The following is a 15,345-nucleotide window of genomic DNA, read 5'->3' as shown; positions in this document are numbered from 1 at the left end:
CCGTCGACGCGAGCCCGAGGCCGGGCCGGCTCCGCTCAGCCGATGGGAGTCGGCTCGGGGGCGGGGGCCCGGCCGGGCAACCCCCCGAACTTCCGCTGGCGGCGGGCGTAGTCGAGCACGGCCCGCTGCAGGTGCTCGGCCCGGAAGTCGGGCCAGAGCACCTCGGTGATATACAGCTCGGCATACGAGATCTGCCAGAGCAGGTAATTGCTCAGGCGGAGCTCGCCGGCGGTCCGGATCAGGAGGTCCGGGTCGGGCATGCCGGCGGTCGCAAGATAACCGGAGAAGGCCGCCTCGTCGATCTGCTCGGGATCGAGCCGGCCGGCCGCCGCGTCCCGGGCGATCCGGCGGGCGGCCTCGGCGATCTCGGCCCTCGCGCCGTAGTTGACGGCCAGGCAGAGCGTCATGCCCGTGTTCGAGGCGGTCATGGCGGCCGTCCGGTCGAACTCGTCGAGCACATCCGGCGGCAGGCCCTCGCGGCGGCCGATCATCGCCAGGCGGACGTTCTGCTCCATCAGCTCCGAGCGTTCGACGATCAGGAAATGCCGGAGCAGGCGGAACAGGAAGCGCAGCTCGCGGTTCGGCCGCTTCCAGTTCTCGCTCGAGAAGCAGTAGAGCGTCATCTGCTCCAGGCCGATCCGGCAGCCCTCCTCGACCACCGAGCGGACGCTCCGGATGCCGGAGCGGTGGCCGAAGATCCGGGGAAGCCCCTGGGCTTCGGCCCATCGGCCATTGCCGTCCATGATGATGGCGACGTGCCGAGGTCGTTGCTCGGGGGGCAGGACCTTGGGGTCGGTCATGGTCGCGATTGCCTCAGAGGTCGCGGTCGAGGTGCTCACGCCGGGCGTGCTCCATCCCCGGGTATGGGCAGGTCAGACCAGGTCGGTCACGTGCGGTCGGTCGCGGAGTCGAGCCAGATGGTCTGGTCCCGATCCGGCCCGACCGAGACGATACGCACCGGGACGCCGACTTGTTCTCCCAGGAACTGCACGTAGCGCCGGGCGTTCTCGGGGAGGTCGGCCCAGGAGCGGACCCCGGAGATGTCCTCGGACCACCCGGGCAGCTCGTGGAAGACCGGGCGGCACTGGGCGAGGCGGTCGAGGTGGGCCGGGAAGGCCGAGACGCGGGCCCCCGACTCGTCCTCGTAGGCCACCGCCACGCGGAGCCGGTCGATGCCGCTCAGCACGTCGAGCAGCATGACCGCCAGCTCGGTCGACCCGGAGACCCGGGCCGTGTAGCGTCCGGCCACGGCGTCGAACCAGCCGCAGCGCCTCGGCCGGCCGGTGACGGTGCCGAACTCCCGGCCGACCCGTCGGATGCGCTCGCCGGTCTCGTCGTGCAGCTCGGTCGGGAACGGCCCTTCGCCGACCCGGGTCGTGTACGCCTTGACCACGCCGATCCAGCGGTCGACGAACCGGGCAGGCACCCCCGACCCGGACCAGATCCCCGCGGCGCTGCTGTTCGAGCTGGTCACGTACGGGTAGCTGCCGTGGTCGATGTCGAGCAAGGTCCCCTGCGCCCCCTCGAACAGCAATCGACTGCCCGACTCGATCTCTCGATGCAGACGGTCGGTGGCGTCGCCGACGTACGGCTCCATCCGATCGGCCAGGGCGAGGTATTCCTCGGTGATCGCCCGGGCGTCGAGGGGGGTGAAGCTGGGCAAGAGGGCCGAGAGCGACCGGTTCTTGAACTCGACGGCGCGGCGGACCTGCTCGCGGAACGAATCCGGGTAGTACAGGTCGGCGATCCGGATGCCGTGGACCCGGCCGACCTTGTCGCGGTAGCAGGGGCCGATCCCGCGACGGGTCGTGCCGAGCTGCTCGGCCGCCTCGGTCGACTCCTCCGTCAGGCGTTCCTCGACCAGGTGATAGGGCATGATGACGTGGGCCCGGTCGCCGACCAGCAGCCGACCGCTCACGTCGATCCCCTGACCGGCCAGCCGCTCGATCTCCTCCAGCAAGGTCGGCGGGTGGATGACCAGGCCGTTGCCGAGGACCGAGGTGATCCCGTCTCGCAGGATGCCCGAGGGCAGGAGCGAGAGCTTGTAGGTCACGCCGCCGGTCACGACGGTATGACCGGCGTTGGCTCCCCCCTGGTAGCGGACGACCATGTCATGCCGGTCGCAGAGGGCATCGACGATCTTCCCCTTGGCCTCGTCTCCCCACTGCAACCCGACGACGCACGTCGATGGCACGGCCATCCTCCTGATGCAAGATCTTGATCGCGAAAGTGTTACGGAGCAAAACGCAATACGATACGACGGCCGAACCGATCCGTCAAGCGCGGCGAGCGGGCGGCGCCCCGGCGTCGCGACGATCGGATCAGCGGTCCATCAGGCGCCGGAACTCGCCGAAGAGGTGCCCGCTGTCGTGCGGCCCGGCCGACGACTCGGGGTGATACTGGACGGCGAAGACGGGCAAGCGGGCGTGACGGAGCCCCTCGAGGGTGCCGTCGTAGAGGTTCGTGTGCGAGGCCTCGACCTCCTCCGGCAACGACTCGGCGTCGATGGCGAAGCCGTGGTTCTGGGTCGTGATCTCGATCTTCCCGGTCCGCTCGTCCCGGACCGGGTGGTTCGCCCCCCGGTGGCCGAACTTCATCTTGAAGGTCCGGGCCCCCAGCGCCTGGCCGAGCAACTGGTGGCCGAGGCAGATGCCGAAGATCGGCACCCCGCGGTCGTCGGCCGCCGACCGGATCAGGGCCCGCAGCGAATCGACCGCCCCGGCCAGGGCCGACGGGTCTCCCGGCCCGTTGGAGATGAAAATCCCGTCGGGCTTCTGCTCGAGGATCGCCTGCGGAGGGGCCGAACCGGGCACGACCGTCACCCGGCAGCCGCTCTCGACCAGGAAGCGCGGGATGTTCCGCTTCATGCCGAAGTCGAGCGCGACGACATGCGGGAGCGTCGGCTGATGCTCCTGCAACCCCTCGGTCGCCCGGAGGATCTCGGCCGACGGGCCTTCGAACCCGAGCTCCCAGCGGGCGATTGCGTCGGGCATCACGTCTCGGGTCAGGTCGCGGCCGACCAGGCCGGGGCTGCGGCGGGCCTTCTCGATCAGCGATTCGTCGTCGAGGTCGCTCGTCGAGAGGATCCCCTTCATGGCCCCGACCTCGCGGGTCCGTCGCACGAGGGCCCTCGTGTCGATCCCCTCGACGCCGAGCACCCCATGACGGGCCAGGTAGCTCGGCAGGTCCTCGCGCGATCGGTAGTTGCTGGCCAGGCGGCTCAGCTCCCGGACGACGAAGCCGCGGACCCAGGGCCGGGCGCTTTCCTCGTCCTCGGTGTTCACGCCGTAGTTGCCGATCAGGGGGTAGGTCATCGCGACGATCTGGCCGTGATAGGACGGATCGGTCAGGATCTCCTGGTAGCCGGTCATGCTCGTATTGAAGACGACCTCGCCGTCGATCTCGCCGGATGCTCCAAAGGACCGGCCGGTATAGACCGTGCCATCCTCCAAGGCCAGTTTCGCAATGCCCATTGCCGTCGCGTGACTCCCCTCTGGCTCTCAACGAAGGCCGCCGAACGCTCAACTCGCTCCTCCCCATCGTAGCAGCTTGAAGGACCAACGGACCAGGGGACTTGGGCCGAGCCGGAGAAATCCGATCGGGGGGTCGGACGCGAGCCGCCCCGGGCCGTCCCGATCCCCCCTCGCCATGCGTCGATGCCAATCCGTCGGCCCGCCGCGCCCGTGATCGGGCGGGTAGACGCTTGTCCGGGCCCCCGCCAAACCTCATAACATCATTGCGGAGTTTGTGATTGTGAGACCGGTCGAGACCTCTCTCTGGGACGAATAACCGATGAGCCAGTCGCTCCAAGCAAAGGCCGCGGCCAACCCGAGGAACGGCAAATGGTCGTACTTCTCGATCACCGGCCCGGATGGCTGGTACGATCCCTCGAGCACCAGGGTGCAGCGTGCCGAGGGCTCGAACTGCAACTGGCATGTCGGCTCCGGGAAGATCGTCGCGAAGAATCGGACGACGCTCGTCGTCGCCATCCGGTCGAGCGGCCGGAGGGCGGCGAACCCGCCGCCACCCCCGAAGCAGCATCAAGAACCCGCCCGGTACGCGAACCCCGAGGAGGTCATCAACCCCACCGACGGGACAATCGTCATCACCCTGACGAACGCGACGCCGCCCCAGGCCACCGTCACCGTCGACTATTACGACGACGATGAACCGTGATGAATCGGGACTCCCCTCGATCGTAATTGCCCCCCGGAGGCCGGGCCTCGTCGATCGAGGCCGCGGGTCCGGGAGCCTTCCCCCGCCACGCCCTCACCGGAGGCCGTCTCGGACCGCGTCGAGGGCCTCCTGCGCCTCGACCACCTCGGGGTCGAGCCGGAGGGCGGCTTCAAGGTGCTCCTCGGCCCGGCGGAGGCGGTCGAGGCGGGCCTCGGGGTCGTCTCGGGTGGTGCGGGCCAGGCCCAGGAGGCTCTTGCCGAGCAATCGCCGATCGTCGGCCACCTCGGGATGCTCGGCGACTAGGCGATCGGCGACGGCCCGCGCCCGATCGTAGTCGTCGAAGGCGTCCGGGAGGCCGACGGCCGCCTTGGCGTCGGCGCGGAGGAGCAGGGCCTCGGCCAGGCCGGTCGAATACCCGATGACCCACGGGAAGCCCGCGGCGAGCTGCTCGAAGGCCTCGACGCCCGCGTCGAGGGCCCCCCACGCCCTCGGGTCGCCGTCGAGGGCCCAGGTGCGGCCCCGCTGCAGCCGGGCGAGGGCGACGGTCCAGGCCACGTCGGCCTGGGTCACGCCGTAGGGGGTGGCCCGGTTCGCCTCCTCGAAGGCCCGGACGGCCTCGACGTGGATCTCCTTGGCGCGATCGACCCGGCCGAGATCCCGCTCCCGGGCCGCGACGAGCGTCAGGGCCCGCGAGAGCATCAAGGGGTCGTACGGGTGGCGATCGCCCGGGGGGGCGGCGACCAGGGCGCCGAACAGGTCGGCGGCCTCCCGGGCGGCCGCGAGCGCGGCGTTGTCATCGCCGACCAGTTCCAGGCTCACCGACTGGTTCAACAGGATCCGGGCGAGCGATCGCCGGACCTCGGCCGGGTTGTCGTCCGGCCCTTGCAGGGGATTCAAGGCATCTTTCGCCCGCTGATACAGGGCACGGGCCTCTCCCTGGGGGCCGGTCCGGGTCCGAAGGACCGCCCAATCCTTCAGCGAATCGACGAGCCGGAGCCGGGCCTCGGTGTCCCCCGGGTCGGCGGCGATCATCCGATCGAGCAGCCCGACCGCCTCTCGGTAGAGCGGCCCGGCGGTCGCGTCGTCCCCCTCCAGCCGGAAGACGTTGGCGGCATACAGGAAGACGCCGGCCGCCCGGGGGATGGCGTCCTCGTCGTCCGGGTCTCGGGCGAGCTGCTCGCGGAAGGCCCGGCTGCCGGAGGCGAGCAGGTCCTTGCGGAATCGGTGCAAGGGCTCGGTCGAGGCGAGCACCCACTCGACCGCCTGGACCAGGGCCAATGCGTCGGCGCTCACCTTGCGGGCCAGCTCGGCGTTCTGGTCGGCGAGGGCCTGTTCCTTCTGGGCCAGGATGGCGTTCCGCTCGGCCAGCCCCCGGGCCGCTTCGGTTCGGCGTTCTTCCTGCCAGAGCAAGGCCGCGGCGAGGCCGGCCACCACGGCGGCGGTCACCAGGAAGATCACCACGGCGATGACCGTGGTCCGCTTCCGCCTGGCCCAGCGGGCAAACCGGACGCCCCAGGGCTCGGCATAGGCGCCGACCGGCTCGTCGGCGAGCCAGCGGCGGACCTCGGTCGCGACCTCCTCGGCCGAGTCGTAGCGGTCGTCGGGGGTCCGGGCCATCGCCTTCCGACAGATGGCCTCGAGCGCGGGCGGGGCGTCGGGATTGACCGATCGGATCGCCGCCGGGTCGGTGGTGAGGATCTTGTGCAAGACCTCGTTGACGGACGACCCGGAGTAGGGGGCCTTGCCGGTCAGCAGCGAATACAGGACCGCCCCCAGGCCGTAGATGTCGGACTGCTTCGTGGAACCGGCCCCCCGGGCGACCTCGGGGGCCATGTAGCCGGGGGTGCCGACGGCAGAGCCGGGGGCGGTCTCCTCGCTGCCGGTCCCGCCGTCGATCGGGGCGGAGCCGACCGGGTCGACCAGCTCGCCGATGTGCTTGGCCAGGCCCCAGTCGAGCAGGAAGACCTCGCCGAACTCCCCCACCACGACGTTCTGGCCCTTCAAATCGCGGTGCAAGACGTCGCGCCGGTGCGCGAAGGCGACCGCCCGACACACGCTCACGAACGCGTCGAGCATCCCGACCAGGTCGAGCGGCCCGACCTGGCCCTCCTGCCGGCGGCGGTGGTACTCGGCCGTCACCTGCGACAGGGTCCGGCCCGAGATGAACCGCATCACATAGAACGGGTCGTCACCGTTGCTGGAGAGGTCATACAGCGGGACGATGCTCGGATGCTCCAGTTGCCCGGTGACCTGCGCCTCTCGGACGAATCGCGACCGGGCGGATTCGGTCCTCGCCCGATCGGGCTGCAGGGTCTTCAGCGCCACCTCGCGGCCGATGACCGTATCCCTGGCCCGCCAGATCAGGCCCAGACCGCCCGTCTCGTGCAGCTCGACGATCTCGTAACGCCGGGGGGGCACGAAGGGGCCCCCCCGGTCGGCCGACCCCGAGGACCGGAGCCCCCCGCCCCCCGAGTCGAAGGGGATCGTCTCGCTCCCGGAGAGGGGGGCCGCCTCGGTCGTGGCGTGCGGGTTCGGGGCCACCGAGGAGAGGGCGACCGAGGTCGTCTCCCGCCCGTCCGGGGCCGCCGCCTCGGTGCAACAGGGGAGCGATTCCAGGCGTTGCAGGTCCTCGGGGGTGAGGGCCCCCCGATCGACGAGGAAGGAGATGAATCCGTCGCCCGGCCCTCGGGGAGTCCAATCGGCGATCACCTCCGCGAGCAAGGCCGGGTCGAGCACATGCTCCTGCAGGGCCAGCACGAACAGCCGCAGATCTCGATCGACATTCATCACACACCTCGACATGTCTCGAGGACGCTCGTCCCTCAACGGTGAGGCTACCACCAAGCCCTCGCGACGGGCGAGTTTTTTTGTCCGGGACGGCCCGCCTCGCGGCCGCCGAATCGCCCCGACGGGCCGGCCGACGCCGGGCCCGCCCCGATCAGCCCCGGAGGACCGTCGGGGAATCGGGCGCCTGGCCCCGACGCAGCAGGAGCAGCAGCCCGAGCATCGGCGAGACCAGGGCCGCGAGCACCCCCGGCCCCGGGCCCGGCCCCGACCCCGGCGCACCCATCGCGTCCCGAAGCACCCAGGCGGCCATCGGCCGGAACGGCTCCAGCGGCGTGAGCACCAGCGCCGGCGACAGGCCCGAGGCCGCGAGCAGGGCCACCCCCAGGGCCGGCGCCGCGCAGCGACGCGAGGCGATCGGCAGGAACAGCAGGGTCCGGCTGAACGCCACGCGACGACCGGCCACGCGGGCCTCATCCCGGAGGGCCCGCGCATCGATCCCTCGGGCCGATCGCGCCGCCGAGACCGCCCAGGGGAGGTGCACCAGGGCCGTCCCCCAGCTCACCAGGAGCCACGGGGTCGCATACGGGTCGACCAGGCGACCCACTCGGCTCATCGCCCCGGCCATCGGATCGGCCCCGGACCAGGCCCCGGAGACCTTCCAGAGGCAGAACAGGCCGACCCCGATCGCCAGCGGGGGCACCGCGTCGAGCACCCGGACGGCCGACCCCGCCCGCGGGACGGCCGAGAGCGGCCAGGCCACGACCATCGCCACCAGCGCCGAGGCCCCGCCGACCGCCAGCGAGGCGCCGAGCATCGGCGCCAGGCCCCGCCAGGCCGCCTCGGCGAGGCCGGCCCCCTCGCCCCGGATCGCAAGGGACGGGACGCTCGCGACGACCAGGAACAGGGCCGGGCCAAGCGCGACCGCCGCCCAGCAGAGCACGCCGAGCGCCGCGACGGCCGACCGGAACCTCCCCGGCGGCGCGACCGCCCCCATCGGCGCATCGGACGAGGAGGTCGGGACCATCCCGGCCAGGTGGTCCGGCCCCCCCCAACGCCTCAGGGCCACCCGCACGAGCAGGGAGACGACCATCGCCAGCACCCCCAGGATCGCGGCCCGGGCCAGGTCGCCGCGAGACGTCATCCAGAGGGAGGTCACGACCTGTGCGCCGATCGAGCGCCGGAGGCCGAGCACCAGCGGCCCCCCCGGCTCGATCACGAGCACGGCGAAGACCGAGGCCGAGGCCCTCGCGACCGTCGGCCGGACGAGCGGCCAGAGCGCCGTCCGCCAGATCCAGCGGCGAGAGGCCCCGGAGAGGGCGGCCACCCGCACGCAATCCGGCCCGACCCGCTCCAGCGCCCGGCCCGTCCACCAGGCCACCCAGCTCGAGGCGAACCCGAATTGCGCCAGGCCGAGCAGGAGCCATCGCCCCTGCGGGGCGTCGAGCCACTGCCCCGCCTCAGGGAAGCCCCGGGCCGAGGGGTCGACCCGGTCCACCAGCACGAGCCAGGCGATCGCCATGACGAGCGGGTGGCATGCGGCCCCCAGGCGAATCGAGGTCAGCAGGATGGCCCCCCGCCAGCCCCGGCGGCCCCACGAGATCCGGCCGATCGCCACGCCGACCGCGGACGCCAACGACACGACCACGACCGCCAAGCCGACGCTGTTCACCAGGCAGTCGCGCGCGAACGGGTCGGAGAGCGTCAGCCCCCAGTGGACGATCGTCGCGCGGGGGCCGTCCGGCGGCTCGATCGCGAGGATCGAGGCCACGGCCAGGGCGATCACCGGGGCAGCCATCACGACCAGGGCGGGCGCGGCCCCGAGGAGCCTGACGAGTCGGGTCATCGGCCTCTCCATCGCATTACGCCGAGACCGACTCGCCGGGCTTCGGGACCGTCGCGTATCGGCCGAGCAGGACGACGACATGGTCGGGGGTGACGGCGACGGTGAGCGCCTGGCCCTCGCGGAGGTCGGGGGCCTGGGGGTGCAGGGCCGAGGCCGCGATCGGCCAGTCGCCGGGCCCCCTCAGGTCGATCGACCGCAACGGACCGTGGAAGACCTGGCGCTCGACCGTGACCTGGAACCGATTGGCGTCGGCCGGCAGGTTCGGGCCGAGCCGGATCGACTCGGGCCGGATCGCCACCGTCACCGGCGTGCCGACCGGGGGCTCGGCCCGGGTCGCCAGGCGGCCGACGAGCCGGCCGATCGTGGTCCTCACGAACAGCTCGCCCGACATCGAGGCCCCGGCCACCTGGCCTTGCAGCAAATTGACCGGCCCGAGCAACTGCGCGACGAAAGCGTCGGCCGGCGTGCCGTAGACCTCCTCCGACGAGCCGACCTGGACGATCCTCCCCAGGTCCATCACGGCCAGGCGATCGGAGAAGGCGAAGGCGTCGTCGCGGTGCTGGGTCAGGACCACGACGGTCCGATCCCAACCGGCCCGGAGCCGCCGCAGCTCGTCCCGAAACCCCGGGCGGTTCCGGGGTTCGAGCGGGCCGGTCGGCTCGTCGAGGATGAGGATGCGGGGGTCCTCGACGATCGCCCGGGCCAGCTCGGCCCGACGGCGTTGCAGGTCGTCGATCGCCGCGGGGAGCCGGTCGGCCAGGGTCTCGATGCCGATGGTCGTGAGCGCCTCCTCGACCTTCCGCCGCCGCTCCTTGCGCGGGATCCCCCGCGCCCTCAGGCCGTGGCCGACGTTCTCGGCGATCGTCAGGTGGGGCCAGAGGGCCTCCGATTGCCCGAGGTAGCCGAAGCCGCGGTCGTGGGGCCGGGCCGACTGGATCAGGCGGTCGTCGACGAAGATCTCGCCGCGATCCGGTCGTTCCAGCCCGACGACCAGGCGAGCCAGGCTCGACTTGCCCGCCCCGGGGGGGCCGAGGACCGCCAGCCATTGACCCGACCGGACATCGAGGCTGACCTCATCGACCACGGCCACCCGGTCGTAGCGTTTCGAGAGTCCTTCACAGAGGAGGCGGCTCACCGGGCGGCCTCCTCGGCGTCGGCGTCCGGCCCCAGTTCCCGGGCAATCTGGGTGAACCGCTGCCGGGCCCAGGCCGTCCACTCGGCCCGGAGCCAGGGCAGGACCCGAGACGACCGGATCAATCGGCCGTCGCCGGCCGTCGCCAGGGCCTCGAGCAAGGCTTGATCGACGGGCCGGGGGGGGCCTTGCCACGATTCGAGCAGCCAGTCGCGCGACCCCGGGTCGTCGACCAACGCCGCGGCCAGCGTGTCGAGCATCGGCCGCCGATCCGGGTCCTCCCCGAGCCTCCGGATCGAGTCGGGGGGCCAGGGGGGAGGCTCCGCCAGCAACGCCCTCCCCGGTCCGGCATCGGCCGATCGCGCGAGGATGGCCAGCGCCTCCCGCCGCTCCGGCCCGGCGTCTCGCAACGTGGCCCCGATCAGCTCGGCGGCGAGCACCCGGACCTCCGGAGCAGGGGGGGCGTCCCGGCCTGGGTCGCGAGGCTCGGCGATCGACCGCCTCCGGAGCCGGTCGAGGAGCGATCGGACCTCGGGCCGTGACGACGGGCCGGCGACCGCGGCGACTCCCACGCGCCCGGCCTCCGATTCTCCCGGCCGATCGAGCGGCGACGGGTCCGTCGCCACGAGCCCCGCGTACACGCCCCCGACCCCTTCCCGTCGGAGCAGCGAGGCGACCTGATCGCGCAAGGCCGGGTTGATACGAGGATCCCCCTGCACGAGGCCGGCGTCGGGCGTTTGCTGGCCGATCGGGAGCCCGGCCGCCGCGTCGACGGCCGAGCCGGGCGATTGGGGGCGATCCAGGAAGAACAAAGAGCCCTCCGAGGGATCGAGGAACCCCCGGCGGCCCAGGTCGTCGAGGGTCGCGGCCGGCCAGCCGACCAGGAGATCGACCGACACGCCGGCGTCGAGCAGGTGGGCGGGGTCGTCCCACGGATCGAGCCGGATCCATCGGAGGGAGGGGGGCGGGTCGCCCGGGGCCTCGGCCAGTCGCCCCGAGCATTGCCGGCAGGTCTCGCGGTCCCAGGGGGTCGCGATGACGACGGTCGACGTCGACGGGCCGTCCGAACATCCCGAGACGACCAGGACGGCGACCGACAGCACGCTCAGGGGCACCACGGATGATCCGGTTCGAGTCATATCGACGGGGCGGTTCTCTGGGATCGAGGCCCCAAAAGGACGCGATCGCCGGGAATCGAGAGGGGAGGGGAGGCATTCACTCACGAGCCACGAGCCACGAAGCCGGGCCGGACCTTCGAGGTGCCCGGGACGGCACCTCGCAGGGGTCGCGAATCGAAGCGTCCGGGGTGGCTCGGGCTCGGCTCGTCCCGATCGCGGGCGGCCACCCCGGGGACGGCCCGATCAGTCGTGCCCTTCTCGGGGGGCCGAGGCGTCGAGGACGGCTTCGAGGGTCAGGGTCTCGTCCCCCCGGCGGACCTCGATGGTCACGCGGTCGCCGGGCTTCGATTCCGTCAGCCCTTCCATGAAGTCGTAGATCGTGCCGACCGGCTTGCCGGCGAACCCGATGATGACGTCCCCCTCGGTCAGGCCGGCCTTGTCGGCGGCGCTGCCTTCCCGGACCCCGTTGAGGCGGAGGCCCTCGACGCTCTCATCATAATCGGGGATCGTCCCGAGCGAGGCCCCGTTCCCCGCGGCCATCCGCCTCGGCTCGGGCTCGGCCTCCTCGCTGACGGAGAAGGCGGGCCGCTCGGGGCGGCGGGCGACGTCGAGCACGAGCAGCTCGGCGTAGTCGGCGATCCGGGCCATCCCCTCGTAGTTGACCTTCTCGGCCGTGTCGCTCGGGCGGTGGTAGTCGCGGTGCGTCCCGGTGAACAGGAAGGCCACGGGGATGCCGCGGTCGTGGAAGGGGGCGTGGTCGCTGTTGCCGGCCACCTGGGCATTGGGCCGGACGTTGAACCCGTGCGACGAGCCGAGGGCCGTGACCAGGTCGCGCAGCCCGGGCGTGGAGTCGACGCCGAAGACGGTCAGGTCGCCCGACTCGCTCAGGCGGCCGACCATGTCGAAGTTGAACATGAAGACCGTCTCGCCGAGCGGGATCAAGGGCTGATCCTCGACATAGAACCGCGAGCCGAGCAAGCCGCGCTCCTCGGCCGAGAAGGCCATGAAGACGACGCGACGGGGCAGCGGGTCGGGCCGGGCGGCCAGACGCCGGGCCATCTCGAGCATCATCGTGGTGCCCGAGGCGTTGTCGTCGGCCCCGTTGTGGATCTCCCGGGAGAAGGGGGCGAGCGACCCGGCCCCCCCCTTGCCCAGGTGGTCGTAATGGGCGCCGATCACCACCGTCTCGTTCGCCAGGGGGCCCGACCCTTCCAGCACGCCGATGACGTTCTTGGCCACGATCGTCGGCTGCTCCACGTCGATCGAGGCATTGAGCGTCACCCCTCCGAGCGGCCGGCTGGCGGGCCCTGGCCGCTCGCCGGCGTTGATCTCGGCCTCCAGCTCGGCCAGGCTCGGGGCGTCGGCGGCCTCGAGGATCTGATCGACGAAGGCTCGCCGGGCCATGACGAAGGGGATCGTCGTGTAGCGTTCGGAGCCGGCCGAGGTGAACAGGAGCAGCTCATCCGTTTCGCCGTCCGCGCTCGCCCGGTCGTTGACCAGGATGACGGCCTTCGCCCCGTGGCGGAAGGCGTTGATGGCCTTGTGGCGGAAGGTGGCCACGTCGACCGGCCGGGCGCCGTCGGGGGCGAACGGGCTGCCGGGCTCGTCGTACTTCGGGGCGCGTCGGAGCAAAACGACCGCCTTCCCCTCGACGTCGATCCCGGCGTAGTCGTCGTAGGCGAACTCGGCGTCGTCGGGCGTGGTGATCCCGTAGCCGACGAAGGCGATCGGCAGCGACTCGATCGGGCCGCCGCCGCCGATGCTCAGCGGCATGAAGTCGCGCCTCAGGCGCCCGTCGATCGATTCCCCCCCCTCGACCGCCGCGCTGAGCGACTGCGACCGCCCGAGCCGGGCCGATCCGGTGATCGTGAACGGCTGCTCGAAGCCGTCGAGCCCGGGAGCGGGGGCCAGGCCGGCCTCCTCGAAGACCTTGGCGATGTACTGGGCCGAGCGTTCGATCCCGGCGGAGCCGGGGGACCGGCCTTCCTGCGCGTCGTCGGCCAGGAAGGCGACGTCGGCCTGCATCCGGGCCAGCGCCGGCTCGACGTCGACCGCTTGAGACCGAGCCGATCCGGCCGCCCCGACCAGCAGGGCCCAGGCCGGGAGGACGACGATCGCCAGGGGGCGAGCCACGGTTCGATTCAAGGCACGAGAGATCGAGGACATCGGCCGGTTCCATCAGGTGCGATCGACTCGGGGATCAGACCACGCGATCCGAACGGGGGGGGACCAACGGATTGTCGGCCGATCGGCCGGCGAGCGTCAAGGGACCTGCCGGCCCCGGCGGCCCGAAAGAATGCGGTGTCGGGGAAAAGGTTGGGAACGGTTTCCCCGGTCCGCTCGTCCAACGGAACGAGCCAGGCAGGTTTGACCCCGATCGTTCTGTGTCGACCCTGCCGGTCAGGACGGCAAGCGGATTCAAGCCGTTCGTGGTTGGTTTGACCGAGGCCGGAACGGCTCCTAAAATCTGGAAGTGATTGCTCTTTCGGATGCTCCTCTCTTTTCTCGCGATCCGGTCCGATTGATCTCGCGATCGCCGCCTCTCGACCCCAATCGACTCGACCATTCCACGCACCACGCGGACAGCCTGGACCGGCCACCCCCGAGGATCCGGCCCGGCCGGCGGGAGATATTGATCCATGGCATCTGCCAACGAATCGCAGGGACTGAAAATCGCCGTCGCGATCTTCGTCTCACTGACGGTGATCCTGGCGGTGACGTCGTACTTCCTGTACTCCGAGTACAGCAAGGCGATCGAGCAAGGCAACACGGCCCGGAACGAGGCGACGCAGGCCAACACCAAGGCCGGCCAGGCCAACAACAACCTGATCTCGGTCCTCGACCGGGCCGGCTATCAGGTCCAGTCCGATACCAACGCCCTGCTGACGACCATCGACACCGACCAGCAGGCCCTCGTCACCTCGCTGAGCGAGCAGCTGGCCGAGGCCAACCAGGCCATCGAGCAGGCCCAGCGTGACGGCGCGACCGGCGCCGAGGTCGCCCGCTACCGCGAGAACCTGACCGGCCTGGTCCAGACCCTCACCGACGACACGAACCTGACCCCGACGCTCAAGGGGTCGATGGAAACCCTCGCCGCCCTGACGGCCAACCAGTCCCGGCTGGCCACGGCGCTGGCCACCGACAACGTCCGGCTCCGCCGCCAACTGGAGAACGTCGACAACGTCAACCAGGCGGAATTGAACCGGCAGCAAGAGGCCGCCCAGACCGCCCAGACCGACCTGAACAACGAGCACCAGAAGTACGAAGGGCTGTTCGAGGAGCAGCGCGACCAGCTCAGCCAGCTCCAGCGGCAGGTGGCCGAGCTCCGCGTCCAGAACGACGGCCTGACGACCAATCTGGCCTCGCAGAAGACCGACTACGAGGACCGGATCTCCGACATCCTCGAGCAGATGAAGTACTGGCGCGACCAGTCGGAGAAGAACGAGGTCGTGCTGGACAACGCCGACGGGTACGTGACCTTCGTCGATTACTCGTCCCGACGGATCCGGACGAACCTGACCCGCAGCATGGGCGCCCGGCCGCAGATGATCCTCTCGGTCTTCGACGCCGACGCCCCCGGCCTGCCGAGCGACAAGCCGAAGGCCCGGATCAAGCTGATCAACGTGGGCAGCAGCGAGACGGTGGCCTCGATCGAGGAGCAGTTCGACAAGTCGAACCCGCTCCGGGTGGGAGACCAGCTCTACTCGGCCGCCTGGAGCCCCGACGGCCCGCAGCGGTTCGCCCTGATCGGCAAGATCGACATGAACCGCGACGGCGTCGACGACCGCGAGGACCTGAAGCGCCTGATCCAGGCCGCCGGCGGCGTGGTCGACTACGACCTGCCCACCCCTTCGGTCGGCCAGGAGCAGGGCGAGCTGAACGCGAAGATCAGCTACTACATCATCGACGAGCGGGACCCGCTGCGGACCCCCTCGAACATGCGGTCGGTCCAGGAGATGAACCTCGACGACCTGGCCTTCGCCACCACCCGGACCGAGATCATCGAGGAGGCCCGCCGACTGGGCATCCGACCCTTGCCGGTCGAGCGGCTGCTCAGCTCGCTCGGCTACTCCTACGGCATGACCATCCCGGGGGTGGTCGAGGCGGCCGACACCGAGGCGATCGATCGCCTGCTGAACCCCGAAGGGACGACCGTCCCCCTGCCGGGGACCGAGGAATTCGAACGCCGCCGCCAGGAAGCCGAGGCCAACTCCCCCTTCTGACGGTCGGCCGAGGCTTCTGATCCCGTCGACAGGCCCCGCCAATCCGAACGATTGGCGGGGCCTGTT

10 protein-coding genes are annotated in these 15,345 nt (G+C 71.2%); 2 read left to right on the top strand and 8 right to left on the bottom strand.

The window, feature by feature from the left end; genetic code table 11:
• Positions 1-35: 35 nt before the first annotated feature.
• The 3 genes from AB1L88_RS18075 to carA all read right to left on the bottom strand — a co-directional run bounded on the left by AB1L88_RS18075 (position 36) and on the right by carA (position 3,473).
• A complete protein-coding gene (locus AB1L88_RS18075) occupies positions 36-800 on the bottom strand; it encodes an isoprenyl transferase (RefSeq protein WP_367098148.1) in 765 nt (254 codons plus the stop codon).
• 86 nt (positions 801-886) lie between these two features.
• Positions 887-2,194, bottom strand: a complete 1,308-nt coding sequence (locus AB1L88_RS18070) for an adenylosuccinate synthase (RefSeq protein WP_367098081.1) — start codon at positions 2,192-2,194, stop codon at positions 887-889.
• Between the two features lie 127 nt (positions 2,195-2,321).
• Positions 2,322-3,473 (bottom strand): glutamine-hydrolyzing carbamoyl-phosphate synthase small subunit, encoded by a 1,152-nt coding sequence (carA, locus tag AB1L88_RS18065; protein WP_367098080.1) that lies wholly within the window; start codon positions 3,471-3,473, stop codon positions 2,322-2,324.
• A 319-nt stretch (positions 3,474-3,792) separates the two neighbouring features.
• On the opposite strand from carA, the gene AB1L88_RS18060 reads away from it, so the two are divergent.
• Positions 3,793-4,176, top strand: coding sequence for a hypothetical protein (locus AB1L88_RS18060; RefSeq protein WP_367098079.1), 384 nt, complete (start codon positions 3,793-3,795; stop codon positions 4,174-4,176).
• Between the two features lie 93 nt (positions 4,177-4,269).
• Here AB1L88_RS18060 and AB1L88_RS18055 read toward each other — a convergent pair whose 3' ends face one another.
• The 5 genes from AB1L88_RS18055 to AB1L88_RS18035 form a co-directional block, all read right to left on the bottom strand.
• The gene (locus tag AB1L88_RS18055) at positions 4,270-6,963 is read right to left on the bottom strand and encodes a serine/threonine-protein kinase (protein ID WP_367098078.1); all 2,694 of its coding nucleotides are present in this window, start codon (positions 6,961-6,963) and stop codon (positions 4,270-4,272) included.
• 151 nt (positions 6,964-7,114) lie between these two features.
• Complete coding sequence (locus tag AB1L88_RS18050) at positions 7,115-8,806, bottom strand: ABC transporter permease subunit (protein WP_367098077.1); 1,692 nt, start codon at positions 8,804-8,806, stop codon at positions 7,115-7,117.
• A 16-nt stretch (positions 8,807-8,822) separates the two neighbouring features.
• Positions 8,823-9,941, bottom strand: a complete 1,119-nt coding sequence (locus tag AB1L88_RS18045; protein ID WP_367098076.1) for an ABC transporter ATP-binding protein — start codon at positions 9,939-9,941, stop codon at positions 8,823-8,825.
• Positions 9,938-11,053, bottom strand: coding sequence for a hypothetical protein (locus AB1L88_RS18040; protein ID WP_367098075.1), 1,116 nt, complete (start codon positions 11,051-11,053; stop codon positions 9,938-9,940). The genes AB1L88_RS18045 and AB1L88_RS18040 overlap by 4 nt, the downstream gene beginning before the upstream one ends.
• A 246-nt stretch (positions 11,054-11,299) precedes the next feature.
• The gene (locus AB1L88_RS18035) at positions 11,300-13,222 is read right to left on the bottom strand and encodes a M20/M25/M40 family metallo-hydrolase (RefSeq protein ID WP_367098074.1); all 1,923 of its coding nucleotides are present in this window, start codon (positions 13,220-13,222) and stop codon (positions 11,300-11,302) included.
• A gap of 473 nt (positions 13,223-13,695) precedes the next feature.
• Here AB1L88_RS18035 and AB1L88_RS18030 point away from each other — a divergent pair, with 473 nt between their 5' ends.
• Complete coding sequence (locus tag AB1L88_RS18030; RefSeq protein WP_367098073.1) at positions 13,696-15,279, top strand: hypothetical protein; 1,584 nt, start codon at positions 13,696-13,698, stop codon at positions 15,277-15,279.
• The last annotated feature ends 66 nt before the right edge of the window (positions 15,280-15,345 follow it).

This window comes from Tautonia sp. JC769 (assembly GCF_040717455.1).
In the GTDB taxonomy this organism is placed as follows: domain Bacteria; phylum Planctomycetota; class Planctomycetia; order Isosphaerales; family Isosphaeraceae; genus Tautonia.
The sequence above is the reverse complement of the archived record's forward strand: the minus strand, read 5'-3'. Positions and strand labels throughout refer to the sequence as shown.